This is a genomic window from Chromobacterium sp. Panama, assembly GCF_003052555.1.
Classification (GTDB): Bacteria; Pseudomonadota; Gammaproteobacteria; order Burkholderiales; family Chromobacteriaceae; genus Chromobacterium.
Map to the genome: position 1 here is coordinate 777,800 of NZ_QARX01000001.1, position 22,129 is coordinate 799,928.

19 protein-coding genes are annotated in these 22,129 nt (G+C 64.3%); 15 read left to right on the forward strand and 4 right to left on the reverse strand.

Going from position 1 to position 22,129, the window contains the following annotated elements; genetic code table 11:
* The first annotated feature begins 21 nt into the window (after positions 1-21).
* The 9 genes from hemG (at position 22) to gloA (ending at position 8,168) form a co-directional block, all read left to right on the forward strand.
* Complete coding sequence (gene hemG, locus DB032_RS03690) at positions 22-1,356, forward strand: protoporphyrinogen oxidase (RefSeq protein ID WP_107798298.1); 1,335 nt, start codon at positions 22-24, stop codon at positions 1,354-1,356.
* 37 nt (positions 1,357-1,393) lie between these two features.
* Complete coding sequence (locus DB032_RS03695) at positions 1,394-2,128, forward strand: ABC transporter substrate-binding protein (protein WP_158274228.1); 735 nt, start codon at positions 1,394-1,396, stop codon at positions 2,126-2,128.
* Between the two features lie 137 nt (positions 2,129-2,265).
* On the forward strand, positions 2,266-3,156 hold the full coding sequence (glyQ, locus tag DB032_RS03700; RefSeq protein WP_107798300.1) for a glycine--tRNA ligase subunit alpha: 891 nt from the start codon (positions 2,266-2,268) through the stop codon (positions 3,154-3,156).
* 44 nt (positions 3,157-3,200) lie between these two features.
* Positions 3,201-3,626, forward strand: a complete 426-nt coding sequence (locus tag DB032_RS03705) for a surface-adhesin E family protein (RefSeq protein ID WP_227107127.1) — start codon at positions 3,201-3,203, stop codon at positions 3,624-3,626.
* 14 nt (positions 3,627-3,640) lie between these two features.
* A complete protein-coding gene (glyS, locus tag DB032_RS03710) occupies positions 3,641-5,701 on the forward strand; it encodes a glycine--tRNA ligase subunit beta (RefSeq protein ID WP_107798302.1) in 2,061 nt (686 codons plus the stop codon).
* 48 nt (positions 5,702-5,749) lie between these two features.
* Entirely contained in the window at positions 5,750-6,295 is a 546-nt protein-coding gene (gmhB, locus tag DB032_RS03715) for a D-glycero-beta-D-manno-heptose 1,7-bisphosphate 7-phosphatase (protein WP_019103520.1), read from the forward strand.
* Positions 6,296-6,321: 26 nt separating this feature from the next.
* Positions 6,322-7,098, forward strand: a complete 777-nt coding sequence (locus tag DB032_RS03720) for a 1-acyl-sn-glycerol-3-phosphate acyltransferase (RefSeq protein WP_107798303.1) — start codon at positions 6,322-6,324, stop codon at positions 7,096-7,098.
* Positions 7,058-7,768, forward strand: a complete 711-nt coding sequence (locus DB032_RS03725; protein ID WP_227107131.1) for a M48 family metallopeptidase — start codon at positions 7,058-7,060, stop codon at positions 7,766-7,768. The genes DB032_RS03720 and DB032_RS03725 overlap by 41 nt, the downstream gene beginning before the upstream one ends.
* Before the next feature lie 19 nt (positions 7,769-7,787).
* Positions 7,788-8,168: a lactoylglutathione lyase gene (gene gloA / locus DB032_RS03730; RefSeq protein WP_107801660.1), complete on the forward strand. Its 381-nt coding sequence runs from the start codon at positions 7,788-7,790 to the stop codon at positions 8,166-8,168.
* A 168-nt stretch (positions 8,169-8,336) separates the two neighbouring features.
* Here the strand turns inward: gloA and DB032_RS24720 are convergent, their stop codons facing one another.
* The gene (locus tag DB032_RS24720; RefSeq protein ID WP_255411626.1) at positions 8,337-8,459 is read right to left on the reverse strand and encodes a hypothetical protein; all 123 of its coding nucleotides are present in this window, start codon (positions 8,457-8,459) and stop codon (positions 8,337-8,339) included.
* 72 nt (positions 8,460-8,531) lie between these two features.
* On the opposite strand from DB032_RS24720, the gene DB032_RS03735 reads away from it, so the two are divergent.
* Positions 8,532-9,941 (forward strand): sodium:proton antiporter, encoded by a 1,410-nt coding sequence (locus DB032_RS03735; RefSeq protein WP_107798304.1) that lies wholly within the window; start codon positions 8,532-8,534, stop codon positions 9,939-9,941.
* Positions 9,942-9,999: 58 nt separating this feature from the next.
* Here the strand turns inward: DB032_RS03735 and DB032_RS03740 are convergent, their stop codons facing one another.
* Entirely contained in the window at positions 10,000-12,102 is a 2,103-nt protein-coding gene (locus tag DB032_RS03740) for a multicopper oxidase family protein (RefSeq protein WP_199225805.1), read from the reverse strand.
* 225 nt (positions 12,103-12,327) lie between these two features.
* Here DB032_RS03740 and mpl point away from each other — a divergent pair, with 225 nt between their 5' ends.
* On the forward strand, positions 12,328-13,707 hold the full coding sequence (gene mpl / locus DB032_RS03745; protein ID WP_107798305.1) for a UDP-N-acetylmuramate:L-alanyl-gamma-D-glutamyl-meso-diaminopimelate ligase: 1,380 nt from the start codon (positions 12,328-12,330) through the stop codon (positions 13,705-13,707).
* A gap of 63 nt (positions 13,708-13,770) precedes the next feature.
* On the opposite strand, the gene DB032_RS03750 is transcribed toward mpl, so the two are convergent.
* Together DB032_RS03750 and aceA are read right to left on the reverse strand one after the other, a co-directional pair.
* Complete coding sequence (locus DB032_RS03750; protein WP_107798306.1) at positions 13,771-14,325, reverse strand: flavodoxin family protein; 555 nt, start codon at positions 14,323-14,325, stop codon at positions 13,771-13,773.
* A 243-nt stretch (positions 14,326-14,568) separates the two neighbouring features.
* The gene (gene aceA, locus DB032_RS03755; protein ID WP_019101049.1) at positions 14,569-15,867 is read right to left on the reverse strand and encodes an isocitrate lyase; all 1,299 of its coding nucleotides are present in this window, start codon (positions 15,865-15,867) and stop codon (positions 14,569-14,571) included.
* A gap of 461 nt (positions 15,868-16,328) precedes the next feature.
* On the opposite strand from aceA, the gene grpE reads away from it, so the two are divergent.
* From grpE to DB032_RS03775, 4 genes are all read left to right on the forward strand, one after another.
* A complete protein-coding gene (gene grpE / locus DB032_RS03760; protein ID WP_107798307.1) occupies positions 16,329-16,877 on the forward strand; it encodes a nucleotide exchange factor GrpE in 549 nt (182 codons plus the stop codon).
* Positions 16,878-16,993: 116 nt separating this feature from the next.
* Positions 16,994-18,925, forward strand: coding sequence for a molecular chaperone DnaK (gene dnaK / locus DB032_RS03765; protein ID WP_107798308.1), 1,932 nt, complete (start codon positions 16,994-16,996; stop codon positions 18,923-18,925).
* A 143-nt stretch (positions 18,926-19,068) separates the two neighbouring features.
* Positions 19,069-20,196 carry a molecular chaperone DnaJ gene (gene dnaJ / locus DB032_RS03770; RefSeq protein WP_107798309.1) on the forward strand — a complete coding sequence of 376 codons (1,128 nt, stop codon included), beginning with the start codon at positions 19,069-19,071 and terminating at the stop codon, positions 20,194-20,196.
* 274 nt (positions 20,197-20,470) lie between these two features.
* Positions 20,471-21,982, forward strand: coding sequence for a sodium:alanine symporter family protein (locus DB032_RS03775; protein ID WP_107798310.1), 1,512 nt, complete (start codon positions 20,471-20,473; stop codon positions 21,980-21,982).
* Positions 21,983-22,129: the final 147 nt, after the last annotated feature.

Genomic DNA, 22,129 nt, shown 5'->3' on the forward strand with positions numbered 1-22,129 from the left:
TGGCTTTGAGGGGGACGGGAAATGATTGCGGTGATCGGCGCGGGAATGTCCGGCCTGGCCTGCGCCTGGCAGTTGCGCCGGCGCGGCGTGGACGCGGTGGTGTACGAGGCGTCCGACCGGGTGGGCGGCAAGGTGCTGAGTCTGAACCTGGCGCCGGGCTTGATGGAGGCGGGGCCCAATACTTTGCTGGCGGACGAGGCCTTGTGGCAATGGCTGCTGGAGCTGGGACTGACGCCCTTGGCGCCGGCGGCGGGGCCGCAGCGGCGCTTCGTGCTGAGGCACGGCCATTACCGCGCCTTGCCCGACGGTCCCGCCTCCCTGTTGGCCGGCGGCTATTTCAGCCCGGGCGCCAAATGGCGGCTGTTGAGCGAGCCTTGGCGCCGCCCCGCCGAGCCGGACGCATCGGAAACGGTGGCGGCCTTTTTTCGGCGCCGCTTGGGCGAGGAGGTGCTGGCCACCCTGGTGGACCCGTTCATCGGCGGCGTGTTCGCCGGCGATCCGGAAGAATTGCTGATGAGGGAATGCCTGCCCGCATTGGCGGCGGCGGAGCGGGAGGCGGGATCGCTGGCCCTGGGCATGTGGCGGCGCTGGCGGCGCGGCGAGATCCGGCGCAAGCGGATGTGCACGCTGGCGGGCGGGCTGTCCAGCCTGGCGGAGCGGCTGGCGAGAGATCTGGACGTGAGGCTGGGCTGTCCGGCGCTGGCGCTGGAACGCGCGGGCGAGGGCTGGCGTTTGTGGACGCCGCAGGGGCCGCAGCCGGCCAGCGCGGTGGTGCTGGCTTTGCCGGCGCCGCAGGCGGCGCGGCTGCTGGAACCCTGCGAGCCGGAATGGGCGCGGGCCTGCGCGGCGCTGCCCTATGCGCCGCTGACCGTGGTGGCCACCGTGGCGGCGGAGCGGACGCTGCGCCGGCCGCTGGAGGGTTTCGGCGGCTTGCACCCGGCCAGCGAGCAGGCTTTGGCCTTGGGGCATTTGATGTCCAGCCGGATCTATCCGCATACGGCGGCGCCCGGCTCGCGCTTGTTGACCAGCTTCATCGGCGGCCGTCGCCAGCCGGAGTTGGCCGCTTTGCCGGATCAGGCCTTGTTGCGGCGCTTGAACCTGGAGCTGGCGCGGCTGTTCGGCCTGGAGGGCGAACCCTTGAGCCAGCGCATCGTGCGTTGGCCGCAGGCGCTGCCGCAGGGCACGGCGGCGATGGCGGCCTTGCGGCCGCTGGCGGCGGCCGCGAGCGAGCGCGGCCTGCATGTCTGCGCCAACTGGCTGGACGGGGTGTCGCTGCCGGACTGTCTGGCCAAGGGGCAGGCGCTGGCAGATCGGCTGGCGGCGCAGGCTTTGCATTGCCGCGGATCCGGCATATAACAAATCGTCGCGGACAGCGGGACGAAAGGAGAGGCCGATGCGGGCGAGTCTAGGGATGACGGCTGCCGGGGCCTGTCTGCTGGCGGCGGGCGCAGCGGCGCAGGCCCCGATCAAACTGTGCGGGGTGGAGTGGCAGCCGTTCAGCTATGTGAAGAACGGCAAGGTGGATTCCGGCATCAGCCACGACGTGCTGCAAGAGGCCTTCCGCCGGATGAAGGTGCCGGTGACGATGGAGGCCGCGCCTTGGGAGCGTTGCCTGCGCGGGGTCAAGACCGGCGATTACGACGCGGTGATAGACAATGAAGTGGCCGCTCAGACGCCGCGCTTCAAGAACGTCTATTCCAGCTATCCGGTGGCCTTGTGCGTCAAGCGCGGCTCGCCGGTCAAATCCTTCGACTGGAAACTGGTGCAAGGCCAGGCGGTGGGCATGGTGCGCGGTTACACCTATACGCCGAAGATTCTGAACTATCCCAACTGGAAGCTGGAGCCGAGCAACGACGAGGATCAGCTGTACGCGATGCTGACCGGCGGCCATCGTCGGTTCGTCTTGTGCGATGTGTGGGGCGCCTCCCTGCGGCCGAACGTGGAGATCTTGCAGCCGGTGATAGACCGCACCGATCTGTCGCCCAATTTCAGCGCCCGGCAGGCGGCGCTGGCGGCCAGGTTGGACGCGACGATAGGCGATCTGATCCGCGACGGCAGCGTGGAGCGCATCTACGCCAAATACACCCAGCGCAAGTTCCGGGATATGGTGCCGGCGGCGGGCAAATGAGGGCGCCGCTGCGCGAGGCGGGCCGGCGCGAGGGCGTTTCGCCGGCCTTTTTGATTTGCCGCCAACGGCTTGGCTTTGCGCGGGGGGCGCTAGGCGGTAGAATCTGCCTTTGACTTTTCACTTTGCTTGCCACCTCTATGCTTACCTTCCAGGAAATCATCCTCACGCTCCAGCACTATTGGAACCGCCAGGGCTGCGCCTTGCTGCAGCCTTACGACACCGAAGTGGGCGCGGGGACTTCCCACACCGCCACCTTTCTGCGGGCGCTGGGGCCGGAGCCGTGGAACGCGGCCTATGTGCAGCCGTCGCGTCGACCCGCGGACGGTCGTTACGGCGAAAACCCCAACCGCCTGTTCCAGCATCATCAATTCCAGGTGGTGCTGAAGCCGGCTCCGTCCAATATCCAGGAACTGTATCTGGGTTCCTTGAAGGAGCTGGGCCTGGATCCGACGGTGCAGGATATCCGCTTCGTCGAGGACGACTGGGAAAACCCGACCCTGGGCGCCTGGGGCCTGGGCTGGGAAGTGTGGCTGAACGGCATGGAAGTGACCCAGTTCACCTATTTCCAGCAAGTGGGCGGCCTGGACTGCAAGCCGGTGCTGGGCGAGATCACCTACGGTCTGGAGCGTCTGGCCATGTATCTGCAGGGCGTGGAGAACGTCTACGACCTGATCTGGACCCATCTGCCGGACGGCCAGCCGGTCACGTACGGCAATGTGTTCTTCCAGAACGAAGTGGAGCAGTCTAAGTACGCGTTCGAACACAGCAACGTCGAGCTGCTGTTCCGCCAGTTCAACGACTACGAGGCCGAGGCCAAGTCGCTGCTGGAGGCCAGCCTGCCGCTGCCGGCCTACGAGATGATTCTCAAGGCCGGGCACACCTTCAACCTGCTGGACGCGCGCGGCGCGATCTCGGTGACCGAACGCGCCACCTATATCGGCCGCATCCGCACCCTGTCCCGCGGCGTGGCGCAGGCGTATTACGACGCCCGCGAAGCGCTGGGTTTCCCGATGTGCCGGCAGGCCTGAGCTTGGCTTGCCGCCCCGGCCGTTTCTTGACAGAGGGAATGCGCATGAAGGCCTTTTTCGCATGTCTGTGCGCCGCGCTGGCGCTGCCGGCGCAGGCCGAGCCCGCCGCCGACTGGGTGGCGTATCAGGACGGCAAGGCGCTGCAATTGGCGATAGACGGCAATTCGCTGTGGCTGGGGCAGGACGGGCTGGTGCACTTCGTCAACCAGGAACGGTTCGACAAGATCCAGTACGAGAAAAGCTACAAGCTGAAATTCAATATCCGCCGCAGCGTAGGCTACGCCGACTGCGGCAAGTACCAGTACGTGTTTGTCAGTTCCGATTATTTCGATCGCAACAACAAGCACCTGTTCTCAACCCTGTTTCCAGTGCCGCGTCACGCCTGGAAATGGCAGCCCGTGTATAACGGATCGGTCGCCGACGCCATGATGAAGGTGATCTGCGAAGCCGCCGGGGCCGCCAAGCGTTAAGTTTTAGAGTGAATATGAACCAGACATTGCTGATTGAGCTGCTCACCGAGGAGCTGCCGCCCAAAGCGTTGGAAAAGCTGGCCGCCAGCTTTGCCCAGACCATAGGCGACGAACTGAAAAAGATGCAGTTCGCGCCGGCCGACGCCGAAGCGACGGTCTACGCCTCGCCGCGCCGCCTGGCGGTGCAGTTGGCCGATGTGGCCGCCTTGCAGCCGGACCAGAAGATTAGCCGCAAGGGCCCGGCCGTGGCCGCCGGCATGAAAGACGGCCAGCCCACGCCGGCGCTGGCCGGTTTCGCCCGCTCCTGCGGCGTGGACGTGTCCGCGCTGTCCACGATGAGCGACGGCAAGCAGGACGTGTACGTCTACGAGAGCGTCAAGCAGGGCCAGCCGCTGGCCGCGGTGCTGGCAGACGTGGTGGCCTTGGCGCTGAAAAAGCTGCCGGCGCCCAAGCTGATGCGCTGGGGCAGCCTGGACGTGCAGTTCGTGCGTCCGGTGCACGGCCTGATCATGCTGCACGGCGACGCGGTGGTGCCGGGCGAGGTGCTGAGCCTGCACAGCGGCCAGCGCACCCGCGGCCATCGCTTCCTGTCCGAGGGCGAAGTGACCGTGGCCAACGCCGACGCCTACGCCCGCACCCTGCATGAGTCCGGCAAGGTGGTGGCCAGCTTCGACGCGCGCCGCGAACTGATCCGCCACAAGCTGGCCGAGGCCGCCGCCCGCCTGAACGCCACCATCGCCGCGCCGGAGGCCTTGTTCGACGAGGTGACCGGCCTGGTGGAATGGCCGGTGGTGCTGGAAGCCGGCTTCGAGGCCGAATTCCTGCGCGTGCCGCAGGAATGCCTGATCCTGACCATGCAGCAGAACCAGAAATACTTCCCGCTGCTGGACGCGTCCGGCAAGCTGATGAACCGCTTCCTGCTGGTGTCCAACCTGGAAACCGCGGATCCGTCCTTCATCGTCGGCGGCAACGAGCGCGTGCTGCGCGCGCGCCTGTCCGACGCCAAGTTCTTCTTCGAACAGGACCAGAAGGCGCGGCTGGACAGCCGGCTGCCGCGTCTGGCCAATGTGGTCTACCACAATAAGATTGGTTCGCAGCTGGAGCGCGTGGAGCGCTTGCAGAGCATCGCCGGCGCCATCGCCCATGAGCTGGGCGCCGACGCCGCGCTGGCCGCCCGCGCCGCCTACCTGGCCAAGGCCGACCTGGTGTCCGGCATGGTGGGCGAATTCCCCGAGTTGCAGGGCGTGATGGGCATGTATTACGCCCAGTTCGACGGCGAGCACGCCGAAGTGGCCGCCGCCATCGAAGGCCATTACCACCCGCGTTTTGCCGGCGACACGCTGCCGGAAGGCAAGATCGCCACCGCGGTGGCGTTGGCGGACAAGCTGGAAACCATCGTCGGCATCTGGGGCATAGGCCTGATCCCCACCGGCGACAAGGATCCGTTCGCCCTGCGCCGCGCCGCTCTGGGCGTGGTGCGCATGGCGCTGGACGCGGATCTGGACCTGAAGGCGCTGCTGAACATCGTCGCCGCGGCCTTCCCGGCCGGCAAGCTGTCCGCCAGCGTGGCCGACGAGGTGTTCGGCTTCATGATGGACCGCCTGAAGAACTTCCTCGCCGCCGATTACAAGGGCGACGAGATCGACGCGGTGCTGGCGCTCTCGCCCAGCCGGCTGGCGGAAGTGCGCGCGGTCTTGTCCGCCGTGGCCGCTTTCAAAGCGCTGCCGGAAGCGGCCGCGCTGGCCGCCGCCAACAAACGGGTGAAGAACATCCTGAAGAAGGTGGAAGGCGAAGTGGGCGCGGTGAATCCGGCGCTGCTGGGCGAAGCGGCCGAGCAGGCGTTGTTCGCCGCCGTCGAGCAGTTGGCGCCGCAGGTGGACGATAAGTTCGCCGCCCGCGACTTCGCCGCCGCGCTGACTCAGCTGGCCTCGCTGCGCGCGCCGGTGGACGCCTTCTTCGACGGCGTGATGGTGATGGCGGACGACGCCGCGGTGCGCAACAACCGCATCGCCTTGCTGGCGCGTCTGGCCGGCTTGTTCAACCGCGTGGCGGACATCTCGCTGCTGGCGGAGTAATCCGATGGGGCGGCCGCGGCCGCCCCGGCGCTCTGGACGGGGAAAACCGTGAAACTAGTGATACTCGACCGCGACGGCGTGATCAACGAAGACCGCGACGATTTCGTCAAATCGCCGGCGGAATGGGTGCCGATCGAACACAGCCTGGAGGCGATCGCCAATCTGACCCAGTCCGGTTGGCGCGTGGTGGTGGCCACCAATCAATCCGGCATCGGCCGCGGCCTGTTCGACATGCAGGCGCTCAACGCCATGCACGAGAAGATGCATAGGCTGGTGGGCCAGGCCGGCGGCCGCATCGACGCGGTGCTGTTCTGTCCGCACGGCCCCAGCGCCGGCTGCGACTGTCGCAAGCCGCTGCCGGGCATGGTGCTGGAGATCGCGGAGCGCTTCAATGTGAAGCTGGACGGTTTGCCGCTGATCGGCGACAGCCGGCGCGATCTGGAGTCGGTGGCGGCGGTGGGCGGCCTGCCCATCCTGGTCAAGACCGGCAAGGGCGCCAAGACGCTGGCCGACGGCGAACTGCCGGCCGGCACCCTGGTGTTCGACGATTTGTACGACGCCGCGGAATATCTGATCGATTCCCGCGAACGTTGATTTCAGAAAAGGATAGTGTTCCAAGCATGCTGAGTTTATGGCTTCGTAACCTGCTGTACTGGCTGGTGCTGATGATCGTCACGCCGCTCTTCTTCTTCCTGCTGCTGCTGTCCGCGCCGCTGCCGCGCCGCGCGCGCCATGTGTTCGGCGTCAGCTGGGCCTTGAGCCTGCTGTGGATGCTGGAGCACGTGATCGGCCTGAAATACAAGGTGCTGGGCGCGGAAAACCTGCCTGAGCAGCCGTCGGTGATCTGTTCCAAGCACCAGTCCGGCTGGGAAACGCTGGCCTTGCAGAAGATCTTTCCGTGGCAGGTGTACGTGGCCAAGCGCGAGCTGACCTGGATTCCGGTGTTCGGCTGGGGCCTGGTGCTGATGAACCCCATCATCATCAACCGCTCCGACCGCGCCAACGCCAACCAGCGCCTGCTGGAGCAGGGGCTGGAGCGCAAACGCCACCGCTTCTGGATCACGGTATTCCCGGAAGGTACCCGCACCAAGCCGGGCGTGGCGGGCAAATACAAGCTGGGCGCGGCGCGTATGGCCAAGCAGTTCGACATGCCGCTGGTGCCGGTGGCGCACAACGCCGGTGAATTCTGGCCGCGCAACGCCTTCCTGAAATACCCCGGCGAGATCACCGTGGTGGTGGGCAAGCCCATTGTGCCGAGCGAAGAGCTGGGGCCCGAGGCGATGATGAAGGAAGCCGAGCAGTGGATCGAGGCGCGCCAGCGCGAGATCGGCGGCGTAGGCCCTTTCGCGGACGCGGATGAAAAGCGCAAACGTCTGGCTGCGTCTGCCGCTGCCTGACGGCGAGGTGGACGTGGTGCTGACCCGGCGCCCGCGCAAAAGCGTGGGCATACGGGTCAGCGCGGGCCGGGTGGAGCTGGTCGCGCATCCGGCGGTCAGCGCCGCCCGCCTGCGCGAAGTGCTGTTGGAGCGCCGCGACTGGATCGCCGGCCATGTGGCGCGGCAAAGGCAGGCGCGGCGGCAAGCCGAGGATCTCAGCCAACTGAGTTGGCAGGGTCAGGCTCTGCCCATCGTGCTGGCGGCCGGCGTGCGGCGCACGGCCAGGCTGTCGGCGGAGGGCTTGATTGTTACCGGTATCGTCGAGGGCGACGCGGCCGCTTTAAAGCAGGCGGTATGCCGTTTCTTCAAACGAGAGGCGGCCTTGCGTTTTCCGGCGCGGATGGAGGCACTGGCGCGCGCCTGCCGGCGCCGGCCCAGCGGCCTGCAGCTGTCGTCGGCGCGCACGCGCTGGGGCAGTTGCACCGCGGCCGGGGTGATCCGGCTGAACTGGCGCTTGCTGCAGGCGCCGCCGGCGGTGCTGGATTACGTGATCGCCCATGAGCTGGCCCATCTGGAACACATGAACCATTCACCGGCGTTCTGGGCGGAGACCGCGCGCCTGTATCCGGACTGGCAGGCGGCGCGGCGCTGGTTGAAGCTGCACGGCGCCGGGCTGTTCCATTTTGATTGATGAATTAAGGAGAGTGATGATGCGTTTACTGCACACCATGCTGCGAGTGGGCAATCTGGAGCGCTCGCTGGCGTTTTACCAGGAAGTGCTCGATATGAAATTGCTGCGCCGCCAGGATTATCCGGACGGCCGCTTCACCCTGGCCTTTGTCGGCTACGGCGCGGAAGAAGAGCAGACGGTGTTGGAGCTGACCCACAACTGGGACACCGAATCCTACGAGTTGGGCAACGCTTACGGCCACATCGCCATCGAAGTGCCGGACGCTTACGCCGCCTGTGACATGGTGCGCGCCAAGGGCGGCAAGGTGACGCGCGAAGCCGGTCCGATGAAGCACGGCACCACGGTGATCGCTTTCGTCGAAGACCCGGACGGCTACAAGATCGAATTCATTCAGCGCTGAGGCGTTCGTCTCCGCAGACAAGGCCGACGGCGTAGCGCCGCCGGCCTTGTTTCATCAAATGCTTAATTAGCGTGGCAATCGCGCAAAAACACTTGCTTCCGATACCGGTTTTCCTTGTCCGGACTGCCCGAGTTATGGGACGATGTAACGCTTTGTAACCGTTTGGGCCTAAATCAAGCGCGCCGCTTCCGCGCCGCGCGGATGCATGCCGGCCTGACTGGGAAGCGTCAGCGCAAGGGCATCCGGTTGCTCTTGCGCTTCAACAATATCGCCGGAATCCATACTTTGCATAGCCTGTCCAAGCTCGTCTTGAAGCAGGCGATGGCGCTTTTATCAATGGGCGTCATGCCCTCGGGAAGATAAATGACCAAAACACTCTTGAGCGCCGCCGCGCTGGCCCTGCTGCCGGCGCTGGCGCAAGCCGCCGAACTGGACGGCGCCACGCTGAGCCTGGCCTGGGGGCTGCCGTTCGCCGGCATTCTGCTGTCCATCGCGCTGTTCCCCATATTCGCGCCGGGCATCTGGCACCATCACTTCGGCAAGATCACCGCGGTGTGGACCGTGCTGTTCCTGGCGCCCTTCGCCGTGTCTTACGGCCTGGGCACTTCGACGGCGCTGATCGTCCACGCGCTGTTCGGCGAATACATACCCTTCATCGTGCTGCTGTTCTCGCTGTACACCGTGTCCGGCGGCATCCTGGTGTGGGGCTCCTTGCACGGTTCGCCCAAACTCAACACCGCCATTCTGGCGATAGGCACGGCGCTGGCCTCCATCATGGGCACCACCGGCGCGGCGATGCTGCTGATCCGCCCCCTGCTGCGCGCCAACGAGAAGCGCAAGCACAATGTGCATGTGGTGGTGTTCTTCATCTTCCTGGTGGCCAATATCGGCGGCGGTTTGACGCCGCTGGGCGACCCGCCGCTGTTCCTGGGCTTCCTCAAAGGCGTCAGCTTCGGCTGGACGGTGCAGCATATGGCGCTGCCGGTGCTGGTGTTGTCGCTGGCGCTGCTGGCCATTTTCTACGCGCTGGACAGCTATTTCTTCAAGAAGGAAGCGCAGGCGGGCGCGCTGCCGGAAATCGACCGTTCCAAGGACAAGCCGATCAAGCTGCACGGCAAGCGCAACCTCTTCCTGCTGGCCGGCATCGTCGGCGCGGTGCTGATGTCCGGCGTTTGGAAGCCGGGCGTGGTGTTCGACATCATGGGCACCCCTGTGGAGTTGCAGAACATCGTCCGCGATCTGGCGCTGATCGGCCTGGCCTTCGCCTCGCTGTGGATCACGCCCAAGCAGGTGCGCGCCGGCAATGAATTCAACTGGGATCCCATCCTGGAAGTGGGCAAGCTGTTCGCCGGCATCTTCATCACCATCGGTCCGGTGATCGCCATCCTGCGCGCCGGCGCCGACGGCCACCTGGCCGGCCTGGTGCACATGGTGTCCGACGCCAACGGCCAGCCGGTCAACGCGATGTATTTCTGGATGACCGGCATCCTGTCCAGCTTCCTGGACAATGCGCCCACCTATCTGGTGTTCTTCAACCTGGCCCACGGCGACGCCCAAGTGCTGATGGGGCCGATGGCGGACACTCTGCTGGCGATCTCCATGGGCGCGGTGTTCATGGGCGCCAACACCTATATCGGCAATGCGCCCAACTTCATGGTCAAGGCCATCGCCGAGCACCGCCATGTGAAGATGCCGAGCTTCTTCGGCTATCTGGGTTGGTCCTGCGTCATCTTGCTGCCGCTGTTCGTGCTGATGACGCTGATTTTCTTCTGAGTCGGCCGTCCTTCGGTAAAAAAGCCCGCTGCCGCGGGCTTTTTTCATGGCGGGCCGGTCAATGATGGCCGAGGGCGGTGCCGCCCCTGCCGTCCGGCAGCGCGATGCGAATATTCTGCATCATGCCCTGGTCCTCGTGATCCAGGATATGGCAATGCAGCACGAAGTCGCCGATATAGCGTTGATAGCGGGTGCGGATGGTGATGGTGTAGCGGCCGGCTGCGGCAATTTTCGGGTCATTGCTGGCTTCGATGTTTTTCACCCACAGAGTGTCTTTCCAGACGTTTCTCAGGCCGCTGTATTGCGTATCGCCCGGGTCCATCGAATCCGGCGCGCCTTCCGCGCTAATGTCCTTGCCCTTGGGGTCTACTATCTTGACGATCTGGAACGGGTTGACGTGGATATGGTAGGGGTGGCTGACGAAGTCGGAGCGCAGCGTCCACTCGTCCACGCCGCCCAGCTTCAGGGTGCGGTCTATGCGTTCGCCGGCATAGGGTTTGCCGTCCACCTGGAAGAAGGCGGCGCCGGGTTGGGACACGTCGATGTTGAACGTCAGCGTCTGGGTTCCCGTCACTTCCTGGGGGCTTATGTCCGGATGCGGCACAAAGCTGCTCAGCTTCATCCCGTTGCGCAGTTCCGCGCTGACCTTGGTGGCGACGGCGGATGGAAAGTGGGCGCGGGCGGCGCCGATCAACACCTCCTGCAACGGACGCGAAGCCTGGCCGGGCGCAACGTCCACCACGCCCAGCAAGCGGGCCGACGGCGCCGAGCGGTCTATGGTGCTGCTGACCTTGACGTCGTTGATCAGGCAGTATTTGCCGGCGCTGGGGAAGGACACCAGAGCGTCCCAGCGATAGCCGGGCTGGAACACCACGCTCTTGCGGGTTTGCACCTTGCCCATGGTCAGGCCGTCTGCGGCGATCAAGGGCAGGTCCAGCTCCGTGCCGCTGCTGCAATAGCGGGCGACGTAATCGTCCATCTGCCTGGCGAACAGGCCGGCCAGCGGCGGCGCATTGTCGCTGAGGCGGCGCAGTTTCAGGTTGATGGTGTCGCGCACGCCGGCGTGCACCATTCTCCAGCGTTCCACGTCGCCGGCCCGCGCCTGGGCCATCTTGCCCAAGACCACGCCGTTGATGCTGGTGTAGCGGCCGGACTCTTGCCAGGTCTTGGGGCCGAACTGGTCGTAGCCTTCTATGCCGCCCACGTCGTCGCCGTCGCAGCGATAGCGTTGGTCCTCCTCATTGGGCGGGGTGGCGGTGTTGCCGTAGGTCTTGATCATGCCCTTGTATTGTCCGGCCTTGAAGCGGCAGGCGTACTGGATCTGCTGAAACACCAGCACCCGTTCGCGGAAGTTGACCCCGGCATAGGGCCGCAGCAGGGTGTCGATGTCGCCGTTCTGTTGCTGGGTGGGTTGCCGCGTGCCGCGCACGATCAGCGCGCCGGCCATGCCGCTGGACACTTGCAGCGCGGTGGAGCCGTGGCGATGGGTGTGATACCAGAAGGTGCCGGCCGGGTGGTCGGGCGGAATGTTGTACTCGTACTGGAAGCTGACGCCGGGATTGATGGAGATCAGCACATTGTCGCTATTGCCCGCCGGATTGATCCAGAGCCCGTGGGTATGCAGATTGGTGCCGTTGAAACAATGGGGCTGGTTGCCGCTGCCGCCCTGGTCGGTACAGCTGGGGTCGCGGATGGGTTTGCCGTCGGCGTCGCGGTTCAGCTTGTTGTTCAGGCCGATGCGCACGGTTTGTCCGGGGTAGACCTCGATCAGCGGGGCGATGAAGGGCGTGGCGCTGGGTTGAGAGGATGCCGGCGTCGCGACCGGGCTGAGCGCGCCGGGCAGGTAGCTGCGCAGCGCGACCTTGTCGTAATGGATCTGCCCGGGGCGTTCCAGCGAAGGATTGCGAATCCAGCCGTAGCGATAGCGGATGTCCAGATCGTAGGCGACTTCGCGCGGGGCGGCCTGCGGCTGGTCAAGCTCCAGCGGCGCGCGGAGCAGGGCGGCGGTATTGAGCGCGCCGGCGGGCTGAGCGGTCGGGATAGCCAGCAGCCGCGGCGGGTTGTCTATCTGCGGGAGGTCTTCGCCGTGGCCGGGCGCCGCGAGCAGCAGCGCGGCGAGACCCAGCGGAAGGGGAGCGAAGCGAGCTTTGAGCATATTCATCTTGGTCTCCGAATTGGCGTGTCTGCCCATGAACAGTTGCAGGGCGGCCAATTCAGCCTAGTTCCAGATCGACGCCGTTTAAGCTGAATGTCATGTTTTGTCGGACGGGCCTGATCCGAAGGACAGGCGCGGCCGGCCGCGCCCCGGCTTGCGAGCCCGGATGTCGGCGGCGGCCGCTTTCCGGTATGCTTGCCGTTTTGCCGTTTCAATACGCTGAACCGAACTATGCACATCCATATCCTGGGCATTTGCGGCACCTTCATGGGGGGCATCGCCGCTATCGCCAAACAGGCCGGTCACAAGGTCACCGGCTGCGACGCCAATGTTTACCCGCCGATGAGCACCCAGCTGGAAGCCATGGGCATCGAGCTGATTCAGGGCTTCGGCGCGGAGCAGGCCGATATCGGCGCGGACATCTTCGTGGTGGGCAATGTGGTGACGCGCGGCAAGCCGCTGATGGAGGAAATCCTCAATCGCGGGCTGCCGTATATTTCCGGCCCGCAGTGGCTGGCGGAAAACGTGCTCAAGGACTTATGGGTGCTGGCGGTGGCCGGCACTCACGGCAAGACCACCACCAGCTCGATGCTGGCCTGGATACTGGAGGACGCCGGCCTGGCGCCGGGCTTCCTGATCGGCGGCATTCCGCAGAACTTCGGCGTGTCGGCGCGCCTGCCCGGCGCGCCGCGCCAGGACGCGGCCAGCGTCAGCCCCTTCTTTGTGATCGAGGCCGACGAATACGACACCGCCTTCTTCGACAAGCGCTCCAAATTCGTTCATTACCGGCCGCGCACCGCGGTGCTGAACAATCTGGAGTTCGACCACGCCGACATCTTCGCCGACCTGGCGGCGATAGAAACCCAGTTTCATCACCTGGTGCGCACGGTGCCGGGCCAGGGCCTGATCGTCAGCAACGGCCGCGAGGCCAGCCTGGATCGGGTGCTGGAACGCGGTTGCTGGACGCCGGTGGAGCGCTTCGGCGCGGACGCCGGCTGGCAGCTGGGCGCGGCGGAGGCCAACGGCCATTTCGACGTGCTGCTCGACGGCCGGCTTCAGGGCCGGGTGCGCTGGGATCTGATGGGCGAACACAACCGTCTGAACGCGCTGGCGGCGATCGCCGCCGCCCGCCATGTCGGCGTGGCGGTGAACAGCGCCATCGACGCGCTGTCGCGCTTCCAGAACGTCAAGCGGCGTATGGAAGTGCGCGGCGTGGCGGCCGGCGTCACGGTGTACGACGACTTCGCCCATCATCCCACCGCCATCGCCACCACCCTGGCCGGCTTGCGTCACAAGGTGGGCGGCGAGCGCATCTTGGCGGTGCTGGAGCCGCGCTCCAACACCATGAAGCTGGGTACGATGAAGGCGGCGCTGCCGGCCTCTCTGGCCGACGCCGATCTGGTGTTCTGCTCCGCCGCCAATCTGGGCTGGAATCCCGGCGAGGCGCTGGCCGAGCTGGGCGAGCGCGCGCAGACCTTCAACGATTTCGACGCGCTGCTGCAAGCGGTGGCCGCCGCGGCCCGCCCCGGCGACCATGTGCTGGTGATGAGCAACGGCGGCTTCGGCGGCATTCACCAGAAGCTGCTGGAGCAACTGGCCGCGCGCGGCTGAGGCGGGGCGCGGGCAAGAAAAAAGGGGGCCGCTTGGCCCCCTTTGACTTGTCTGAACGAGCTTTTAGCCGCGCAGCTTGGCGGCGATGCCGGCCACGCGCTGGCCATAGGCCTTGGCGGTGTCCAGATCGCCTTGCGGGATTTCGTCGACGCTGGCGTCGGACGGGGATTGCACCAGCAGGCCCACCGAGCCGCCCAGGTTGTTGATGTCCTCGCGGCTGGCGTTCTTGGCGTTGCTGGGCAGCAGGCCCAGGCTGACCCACAGACCGCCGTGCTGGGAAGCCAGGGTTTGCAGATAGATCAGCGAAACCTGCTTGTCGCCGTTCAGACTGGCGCTATTGGTAAAGCCGCCGAACACCTTGTCCTGCCAGCCGCGGGTGAACCAGACCTTGGAACTGGCGTCGGCGAATTTCTTGAACTGCCAGCTCGGGCTGCCCATATAGGTGGGCGAGCCGAAGATGATGGCGTCGGCGCTGTTCAGCAGATCCCAGGCGCCGGCGGGCAGATTGCCCTCGGCGTCGATGGCCAGCAACTGCGCACTGGCGCCGGCGGCGACATGCTGGGCCACTTGCTGGGTGTGACCATAACCGGAGTGATAAACAACGACGACTTTTGCCATGACGGGCCTTTCATATTGCCGTGAATGAAGAAAGGCCTGCCGCGCGGCAGGCCTTTGCCCAGTATTGGCGATGATGAAGAATTGAAAAAGCGCCGCCGGATGAATTAATTATTTAGTTGAATTAAACAATCCCATCGGCTTGCTGCGTTGCGGGCCCTGCGTCCGAATAGCGGTGTTTTACCGCGCAGAACACATAAAAACGCCCACGGTCGTGGGCGTTTTCTCGGCGTGAACGGCGGCGGCTTAGTGGAACTGCTCTTCCTCGGTGGAACCGGTCAGCGCGGTGACGCTGGACTGGCCGCCCTGGATCACGGTGGTGACGTCGTCGAAGTAGCCGGTGCCCACTTCCTGCTGATGGGACACGAAGGTGTAGCCGCGCTCGCGAGCGGCGAACTCCGGCTCCTGCACTTTCTCGACATAGGCGGACATGCCGCGGGCAACGTAATCTTGCGCCAGGTCGTACATGTTGTACCACATATTGTGGATGCCGGCCAAAGTGATGAACTGGTACTTATAGCCCATCGCGCCCAGCTCGCGCTGGAATTTGGCGATGGTGGCGTCGTCCAGATTCTTCTTCCAGTTGAAGGACGGCGAGCAGTTGTAGGCCAGCAGCTTGCCCGGATGCTTGGCGTGCACCGCTTCGGCGAACTTGCGCGCGAACTCCAGATCCGGAGTGCCGGTCTCGCACCAGACCAGATCGGCGTAGTCGGCGTAGGCGATGGCGCGGCTGATCGCCTGCTCCAGACCCTTCTTGGTCTTGTAGAAGCCTTCGGCGGTGCGCTCGCCGGTCAGGAAGGGGCGGTCGCGCTCGTCGCAATCGCTGGTCAAGAGATCGGCGGCTTCGGCGTCGGTGCGGGCGATCACCAGGGTGGGCACGCCGTAGACGTCGGCGGCCAGGCGCGCGGCGATCAGCTTCTGCACCGCTTCCTGGGTCGGCACCAGCACCTTGCCGCCCATGTGGCCGCACTTCTTCACCGAGGCCAGCTGGTCCTCGAAGTGCACGCCGCCGGCGCCGGCGCGTATCATCGCCTTCATCAGCTCATAGGCGTTCAGCACGCCGCCGAAACCGGCTTCGGCGTCCGCCACGATGGGGGCGAAGTAGTCGATGAAGCCGGCGTCGCCCTGGGCCACGCCCTTGGAATGCTGGATTTCGTCGGCGCGGGTGAAGGCGTTGTTGATGCGTTCCACCACCTTGGGCACCGAGTCAACCGGATACAGCGACTGGTCCGGATACATCGCCGAGTATTCATTGTTGTCTGCGGCCACTTGCCAGCCGGACAGATAGATGGCCTTGACGCCGGCCTTGACCTGCTGCATGGCCTGACCGCCGGTCAGCGCGCCCAGACAGTTGATGTACGGCTCGCTGTGGAGCAGGCCCCACAGCTTGTCCGCGCCGTTGCGCGCCAAGGAGTACTCAATCTGCAACGAGCCGCGCAGGCGCTCCACATCGGCGGCGCTGTAGCCGCGCTTGATGCCTTTCCAGCGGGGATTCTCGTTCCAGTCTTTCTGGATGGCTGCAATGCGTTGTTCGCGAGTCGTCATGCTAAAACCCTTCTCGATACGTTTCTGTGCGCGCCGGCAGACGCCGGCGTCCTCATTAAGCGATCTGGCTATCCGGTTTTCCGGATTTTCTTGCGGTCGGCCCTCATGGGGCCGGCTCGGCATGTCCGCCGTGTCAGCCTTGCGGATAGCGGCTGTTCGGGCGGAGCACTTGCGGGTGTGGCTCAATTATTAGCACAAATAAAAACGCTTGTGTGCAGTGCAGCACAAAGAAAATGTATGATTTTCAAAAGCTAACAGCAACTTTCCTAAAACGAATATTGTGACTCGCTCAAGCGTTTGCTTTTAGAAAATAAAAGTCCGCAAACGCACATCGGGGTTTGGGACGCCTAGGATGACGGTCTGAAGCCGTTCAGTCGTTCTCAGGGCTTGAATTCCGCGACGAAGCCCCTACCTTGAGTCGGGACTATTCGTACCGCTGAATCCAAATCCGAGGAATCGCCATGCAGGACAAGCAAAACATCGCGGCAGACGCCGTGGACAATGACAATATCGACGCGACGGTGGCGGAGCAGGCCGTAGAGCAAGAGCTGAGCGCGGAGCAACGCATCGCCGCGCTGGACGCGGAAGTGGCCGAACTGAAGGACGCGCTGCTGCGCGCCCGCGCCGATCTGGAAAACCAGCGCCGCCGCGGGCAGGAAGACGTGGCCGCCGCGCACAAATACGCAATCTCCAAGTTCGCCGGCGAGCTGGTGTCGGTGAAGGACTATCTGGAAATGGCGCTGCTGGACCAGAGCGGTCAGATCGACACCCTGAAGATGGGCGTGGACATGACGCTGAAGCAATTGGTGTCCGCCTTCGACAAGGCGCAGATCAAGGACATCGCGCCCCAGGCCGGCGACAAGCTGGACCCGCATCAGCATCAGGCGATGAGCGCGGAAGAGGCCGACGCCGAACCCAACACCATCGTGCGCGTGATGCAAAAAGGCTACCAGATATCCGATCGCGTACTGCGTCCGGCCATGGTCGTGGTCGCCAAGGCAAAAGCATAAAAAAGGGCGGCGTGCTCCTCTTGAAATAATGGGCATAGCCAATACCTATTGAGACAACAGGCGGTCGCTATCGAACAAATGGCCGCTGAAACGAATTGAGATAAAGGAACTTCGACATGGGTAAAATCATTGGCATCGACTTGGGCACCACCAACTCCTGCGTATCGGTCGTGGAGGGCGGCGCGCCCAAAGTGATCGAGAACGCCGAAGGCGCTCGCACCACTCCGTCCATCATCGCCTATATGGACGATGGCGAAATCCTGGTCGGCGCGCCGGCCAAACGCCAGGCGGTGACCAACCCGCGCAACACCATTTACGCCGCCAAGCGCCTGATCGGCCGCCGCTTCGAAGACAAGGAAGTGCAGAAAGACATCGACCTGATGCCTTTCGAAATCCTGAAAGCCAAGAACGGCGACGCCTGGGTCAAAGTGCGCGACCAGGAACTGGCTCCGCCGCAACTCTCCGCCGAAGTGCTGCGCAAGATGAAGAAGGCCGCGGAAGACTATCTGGGCGAGGAAGTGACCGAGGCGGTGATCACCGTGCCGGCCTACTTCAACGACAGCCAGCGTCAGGCCACCAAGGACGCCGGCCGCATCGCCGGTCTGGAAGTGAAGCGCATCATCAACGAACCGACCGCCGCGGCGCTGGCTTTCGGCCTGTCCAAGCAGGAAGGCGACCGCAAGATCGCGGTGTACGACCTGGGCGGCGGCACTTTCGACGTGTCCATCATTGAAATCGCCGACGTGGACGGCGAGCACCAGTTCGAAGTGCTGTCGACCAACGGCGATACCTTCCTGGGCGGCGAAGACTTCGACCAGCGCGTGATCGACTACATCGTGACCGAGTTCAAGCGCGAACAGGGCGTGGACCTGAAGAACGACGTGATGGCGCTGCAGCGTCTGAAGGAAGCGGCGGAAAAGGCCAAGATCGAGCTGTCCAGCGCGACTCAGACTGAAGTGAACCTGCCCTACATCACCATGGACGCCACCGGCCCGAAACACTTGGCGATGAAGATCACCCGCGCCAAGTTCGAAAGCCTGGTGGAAGACCTGGTCGAGCGCTCCATCGAGCCGTGCCGCGTGGCGCTGAAGGATGCCGGCCTGTCGGTCAACGAGATCTCCGACGTGATCTTGGTCGGCGGCCAGACCCGCATGCCCAAGGTGCAGGAAAAAGTTAAGGAGTTCTTCGGCAAGGAGCCGCGCAAGGACGTGAACCCGGACGAAGCCGTGGCCGTGGGCGCCGCGATCCAGGGTTCGGTGCTGTCCGGCGACCGCAAGGACGTGCTGCTCTTGGACGTGACCCCGCTGTCGCTGGGCATTGAAACCCTGGGCGGCGTGATGACCAAGCTGATCCAGAAGAACACCACCATCCCGACCAAGGCGTCGCAGGTGTTCTCCACCGCCGACGACAACCAGACCGCGGTGACCATCCACGTGCTGCAGGGCGAGCGCGAGAAGGCTTCCGCCAACAAGAGCCTGGGCCAGTTCAATCTGGGCGACATTCCGCCGGCGCCGCGCGGCATTCCGCAGATCGAAGTGGAATTCAACATCGACGCCAACGGCATTCTGCACGTGTCGGCCAAGGACAAGGCTTCCGGCAAGCAGGCCAACATCACCATCCAGGCTTCCTCGGGCTTGTCCGAAGCCGAGATCCAGCAAATGGTGAAGGACGCCGAGGCCAACGCCGAGGAAGACAAGAAGCTGCACGAGCTGGTGACCGCCCGCAACCAGGCGGAAGGCCTGATCCACAGCGTGAAGAAATCGCTGGCCGAGCACGGCGACAAGATCGACGCCGCCGAGAAGGCCAAGATCGAAGACGCGGTGAAGGCGGCCGAGGAAGTGGCCAAGAGCGAAGACAAGGCCGAGATCGAAGCCAAGACCGAAGAACTGGCCAAGGCCAGCCAGAAACTGGGCGAAATCATGTACGCCCAGGCTCAGCAGGCTGAAGCCGGCGCCCAGCAGGGCGGCGCGGACGCTCAGGCCGGCAAGCAGGAAGACGGCAACGTCGTCGACGCCGAGTTCGAAGAAGTGAAGAAAGACAAGGCTTAATCGCCAGCCGATGTCTTGACGCCTGATGACCGGGCCGGGCCCGCCGGAGTGTTCCGCGGCCCGGACCGGTCATTGGCGTATGGTGGCCGGCCGCGCTAGGGGGCTTGCTTCCCGAGCCGACTGAATTTGAGAGAGACAGGAACATGTCCAAGAAAGATTACTACGATGTGTTGGGCGTCAACCGCGACGCCTCCGACGACGACATCAAAAAGGCTTACCGCAAGCTGGCGATGAAGTATCACCCGGACCGTAATCCGGACAGCAAGGAAGCGGAAGAGAAGTTCAAAGAGGTCAAGGAAGCCTACGAGATTCTGTCCGACAGCCAGAAGCGGGGCGCTTACGACCAGTTCGGCCATGCCGGCGTGGACCCGCAGGCCGGCGCCGGCGGCGGCGCGGGCTTTGGCGGTTTCGGCGACTTCGCCGACATTTTCAGCGATATCTTCGGCGGCGGCCGTTCCGGCGGCGGCGGAGGCGGGCGTTCCAACGTCTATCGCGGCGCGGACCTGCGCTACAACATGGAAATCTCGCTGGAAGAGGCGGCCCGCGGCTGCGAGAAGCAGATCCGCATCCCTTCGCACGAAGAATGCGAAGTCTGCCACGGCAGCGGCGCCAAGCCCGGCACCCAGCCCAAGACCTGCTCCACCTGCGGCGGCCACGGCCAGGTGAGGATGAGCCAGGGCTTCTTCTCCATTCAGCAGACTTGCCCCACCTGCCACGGCACCGGCAAGCAGATTACCGATCCCTGCACCAGCTGCCACGGCGCGGGCCAGAAAAAGACCAACAAAACGCTGAACGTGAAGATTCCGCCCGGCGTGGACGAGGGCGACCGCATCCGTCTGTCCGGCGAAGGCGAGCCGGGCCAGAACGGCGGACCGTCCGGCGACCTTTACGTGGTCACCCACATCAAGCCGCACGCGGTGTTCCAGCGCGACGGCATGGACCTGCATTGCGAGATGCCGATCTCCTTCTCCACCGCGGCGCTGGGCGGCGAAGTGGAAATCCCGACGCTGGACGGCATGGCCAAGGTCAAGATCGCGGGGGAAACCCAGAGCGGGCGCGTCTACCGCTTGCGCGGCAAGGGCGTGAAAGCGGTGCGCGGCACCGATTACGGCGATCTGCATTGCCATGTGGTGGTGGAAACCCCGGTCAAGCTGACCGAACGTCAGAAAGAGCTGCTGCGCGAATTCGACGCCATCAGCCAGGGCGACGTGGCCACTCACAATCCGCGCTCCAAGTCCTTCATGGACAAGTTGAAGGATTTCTTCGGTTAAGACGTCTCTCAGCGGCCCTCGCGGTCGCGGACGACAAAACGGCAAGCACACGCTTGCCGTTTTTTTGTTGGAACATAAATATTTTTTTTGGTCAACTATTTTTGAGTAACTTGTTGTAATGAGCGATTTTTTAAAATGAATTATCTGGAGGGTTCCGGTATCCGGCCTTATCTTGGTGGGGCTCCGGAACCCCGCTCCGGAGCGAAAACATAAAAATTATCCGGGCCACCCTGCATCAGCGCGGTGAGCTTGGCTTCGCTCAAAGGAGAATGTCATGGAAGATTTGGTCAACGCCGTCAACGGCGTCATCTGGAGCCCGGCGCTGATTTACCTGTGTCTGGGCGTGGGTCTTTACTTGTCCGTGCGCACGCGTTTCCTGCAATTGCGCCACTTCCGGGAAATGCTGCGCCTGATGTTCAATACCGAGAGCAGCGCCAGCGGCGTGTCCTCGTTCCAGGCGCTGGCGATGACGCTGGCCGGCCGCGTCGGCACCGGCAATATCGCCGGCGTCGCCACCGCGATCACTTTCGGCGGCCCGGGCGCCATCTTCTGGATGTGGATGGTGGCCTTCCTCGGCGCCAGTTCGGCCTTCGTCGAATCGACGCTGGGCCAGGTCTACAAGGAAAAGATCGACGGCCAGTATCGCGGCGGACCGGCTTTCTACATCGAGAAGGGCCTGGGTTTGAAGTGGTACGCCTGGCTGTTCGCCATCACCACCATCGTCGCCACCGGCGTGTTGTTGCCGGGCGTGCAGGCCAATTCCATCGCCGCCTCGCTGAACACCGCCTTCGGCATCGCGCCCACCGTCACCGCGGCGGTGCTGGCCATCATTCTGGGCTTCATCATCTTCGGCGGGGTCAAGCGCATCGCGCTGTTCGCCGGCGCGGTGGTGCCCTTCATGGCCTTGGGCTACATCATCGTGGCCTGCGTAATCATCGCCTTGAACATCGAGCAGCTGCCCGGCGTGATGGCGCTGGTGCTGAAAAGCGCGTTTGGCATGGAGGCCGGTTTCGGCGCCATTCTCGGCCTGGCCATCCAGTGGGGGGTGAAGCGCGGCGTGTATTCCAATGAAGCCGGCCAGGGCACCGGCCCGCACGCCTCCAGCGCCGCGGCGGTGTCGCATCCGGCCAAACAGGGCCTGGTGCAGGCCTTTTCGGTCTATATCGACACCTTGTTCGTTTGCTCCGCCACCGCCTTCATGCTGCTGATCACCGGCCAATACAATGTGCAGGGTCCGGAAGGCCAGGCCATGTACACCGGCATCGCCGGCGTGGCGGCGGGGCCGGGTTATGTGCAGATCGCGATGGAAAGCATCATGCCGGGCTTCGGTTCCATCTTCGTGGCGCTGGCGCTGTTCTTTTTCGCCTTCACCACCATCGTCGCCTACTACTACATTGCCGAAACCAATATCGCCTACATCAACCGCAAGATTCAGCTGCCCTGGCTGAGCTTTGTGCTGAAGATCGCCTTGATGGCGGCAACGGTGTACGGCACGGTCAAGACCGCGGATCTGGCCTGGGGTCTGGGCGATATCGGCGTCGGCCTGATGGCCTGGCTCAACATCATCGCCATCGTCTTGATGCAAAAACCGGCGCTGGCCTGTCTGCGGGACTATGAGGCGCAGAAGGCGCGCGGTTTGGACCCGGTGTTCCACCCGGAAGCGCTGGGCATTGTTAACGCCGCCTACTGGGAAGGACGGCGCGCGGAGGACAATCTGGCCGCGGAATTGGCGGCGCAGGCCGGCAAGGCCGCGGAGGAAGGCGAGCTGGCGCCGCGCAAGCGCTGAGCTCAGGAGAAAGCGGACGGCGGCGGTTTCCGGCGCTGTCCGCAAAGCCGGCGTGCAAAATCCAGAACACTCTGTTTTGCCGGCCGGCATCCGCTGCGGGTCGGCGGCAACAGGCGTACAATGGCCGGGCTAATCCTTCTAATGGAA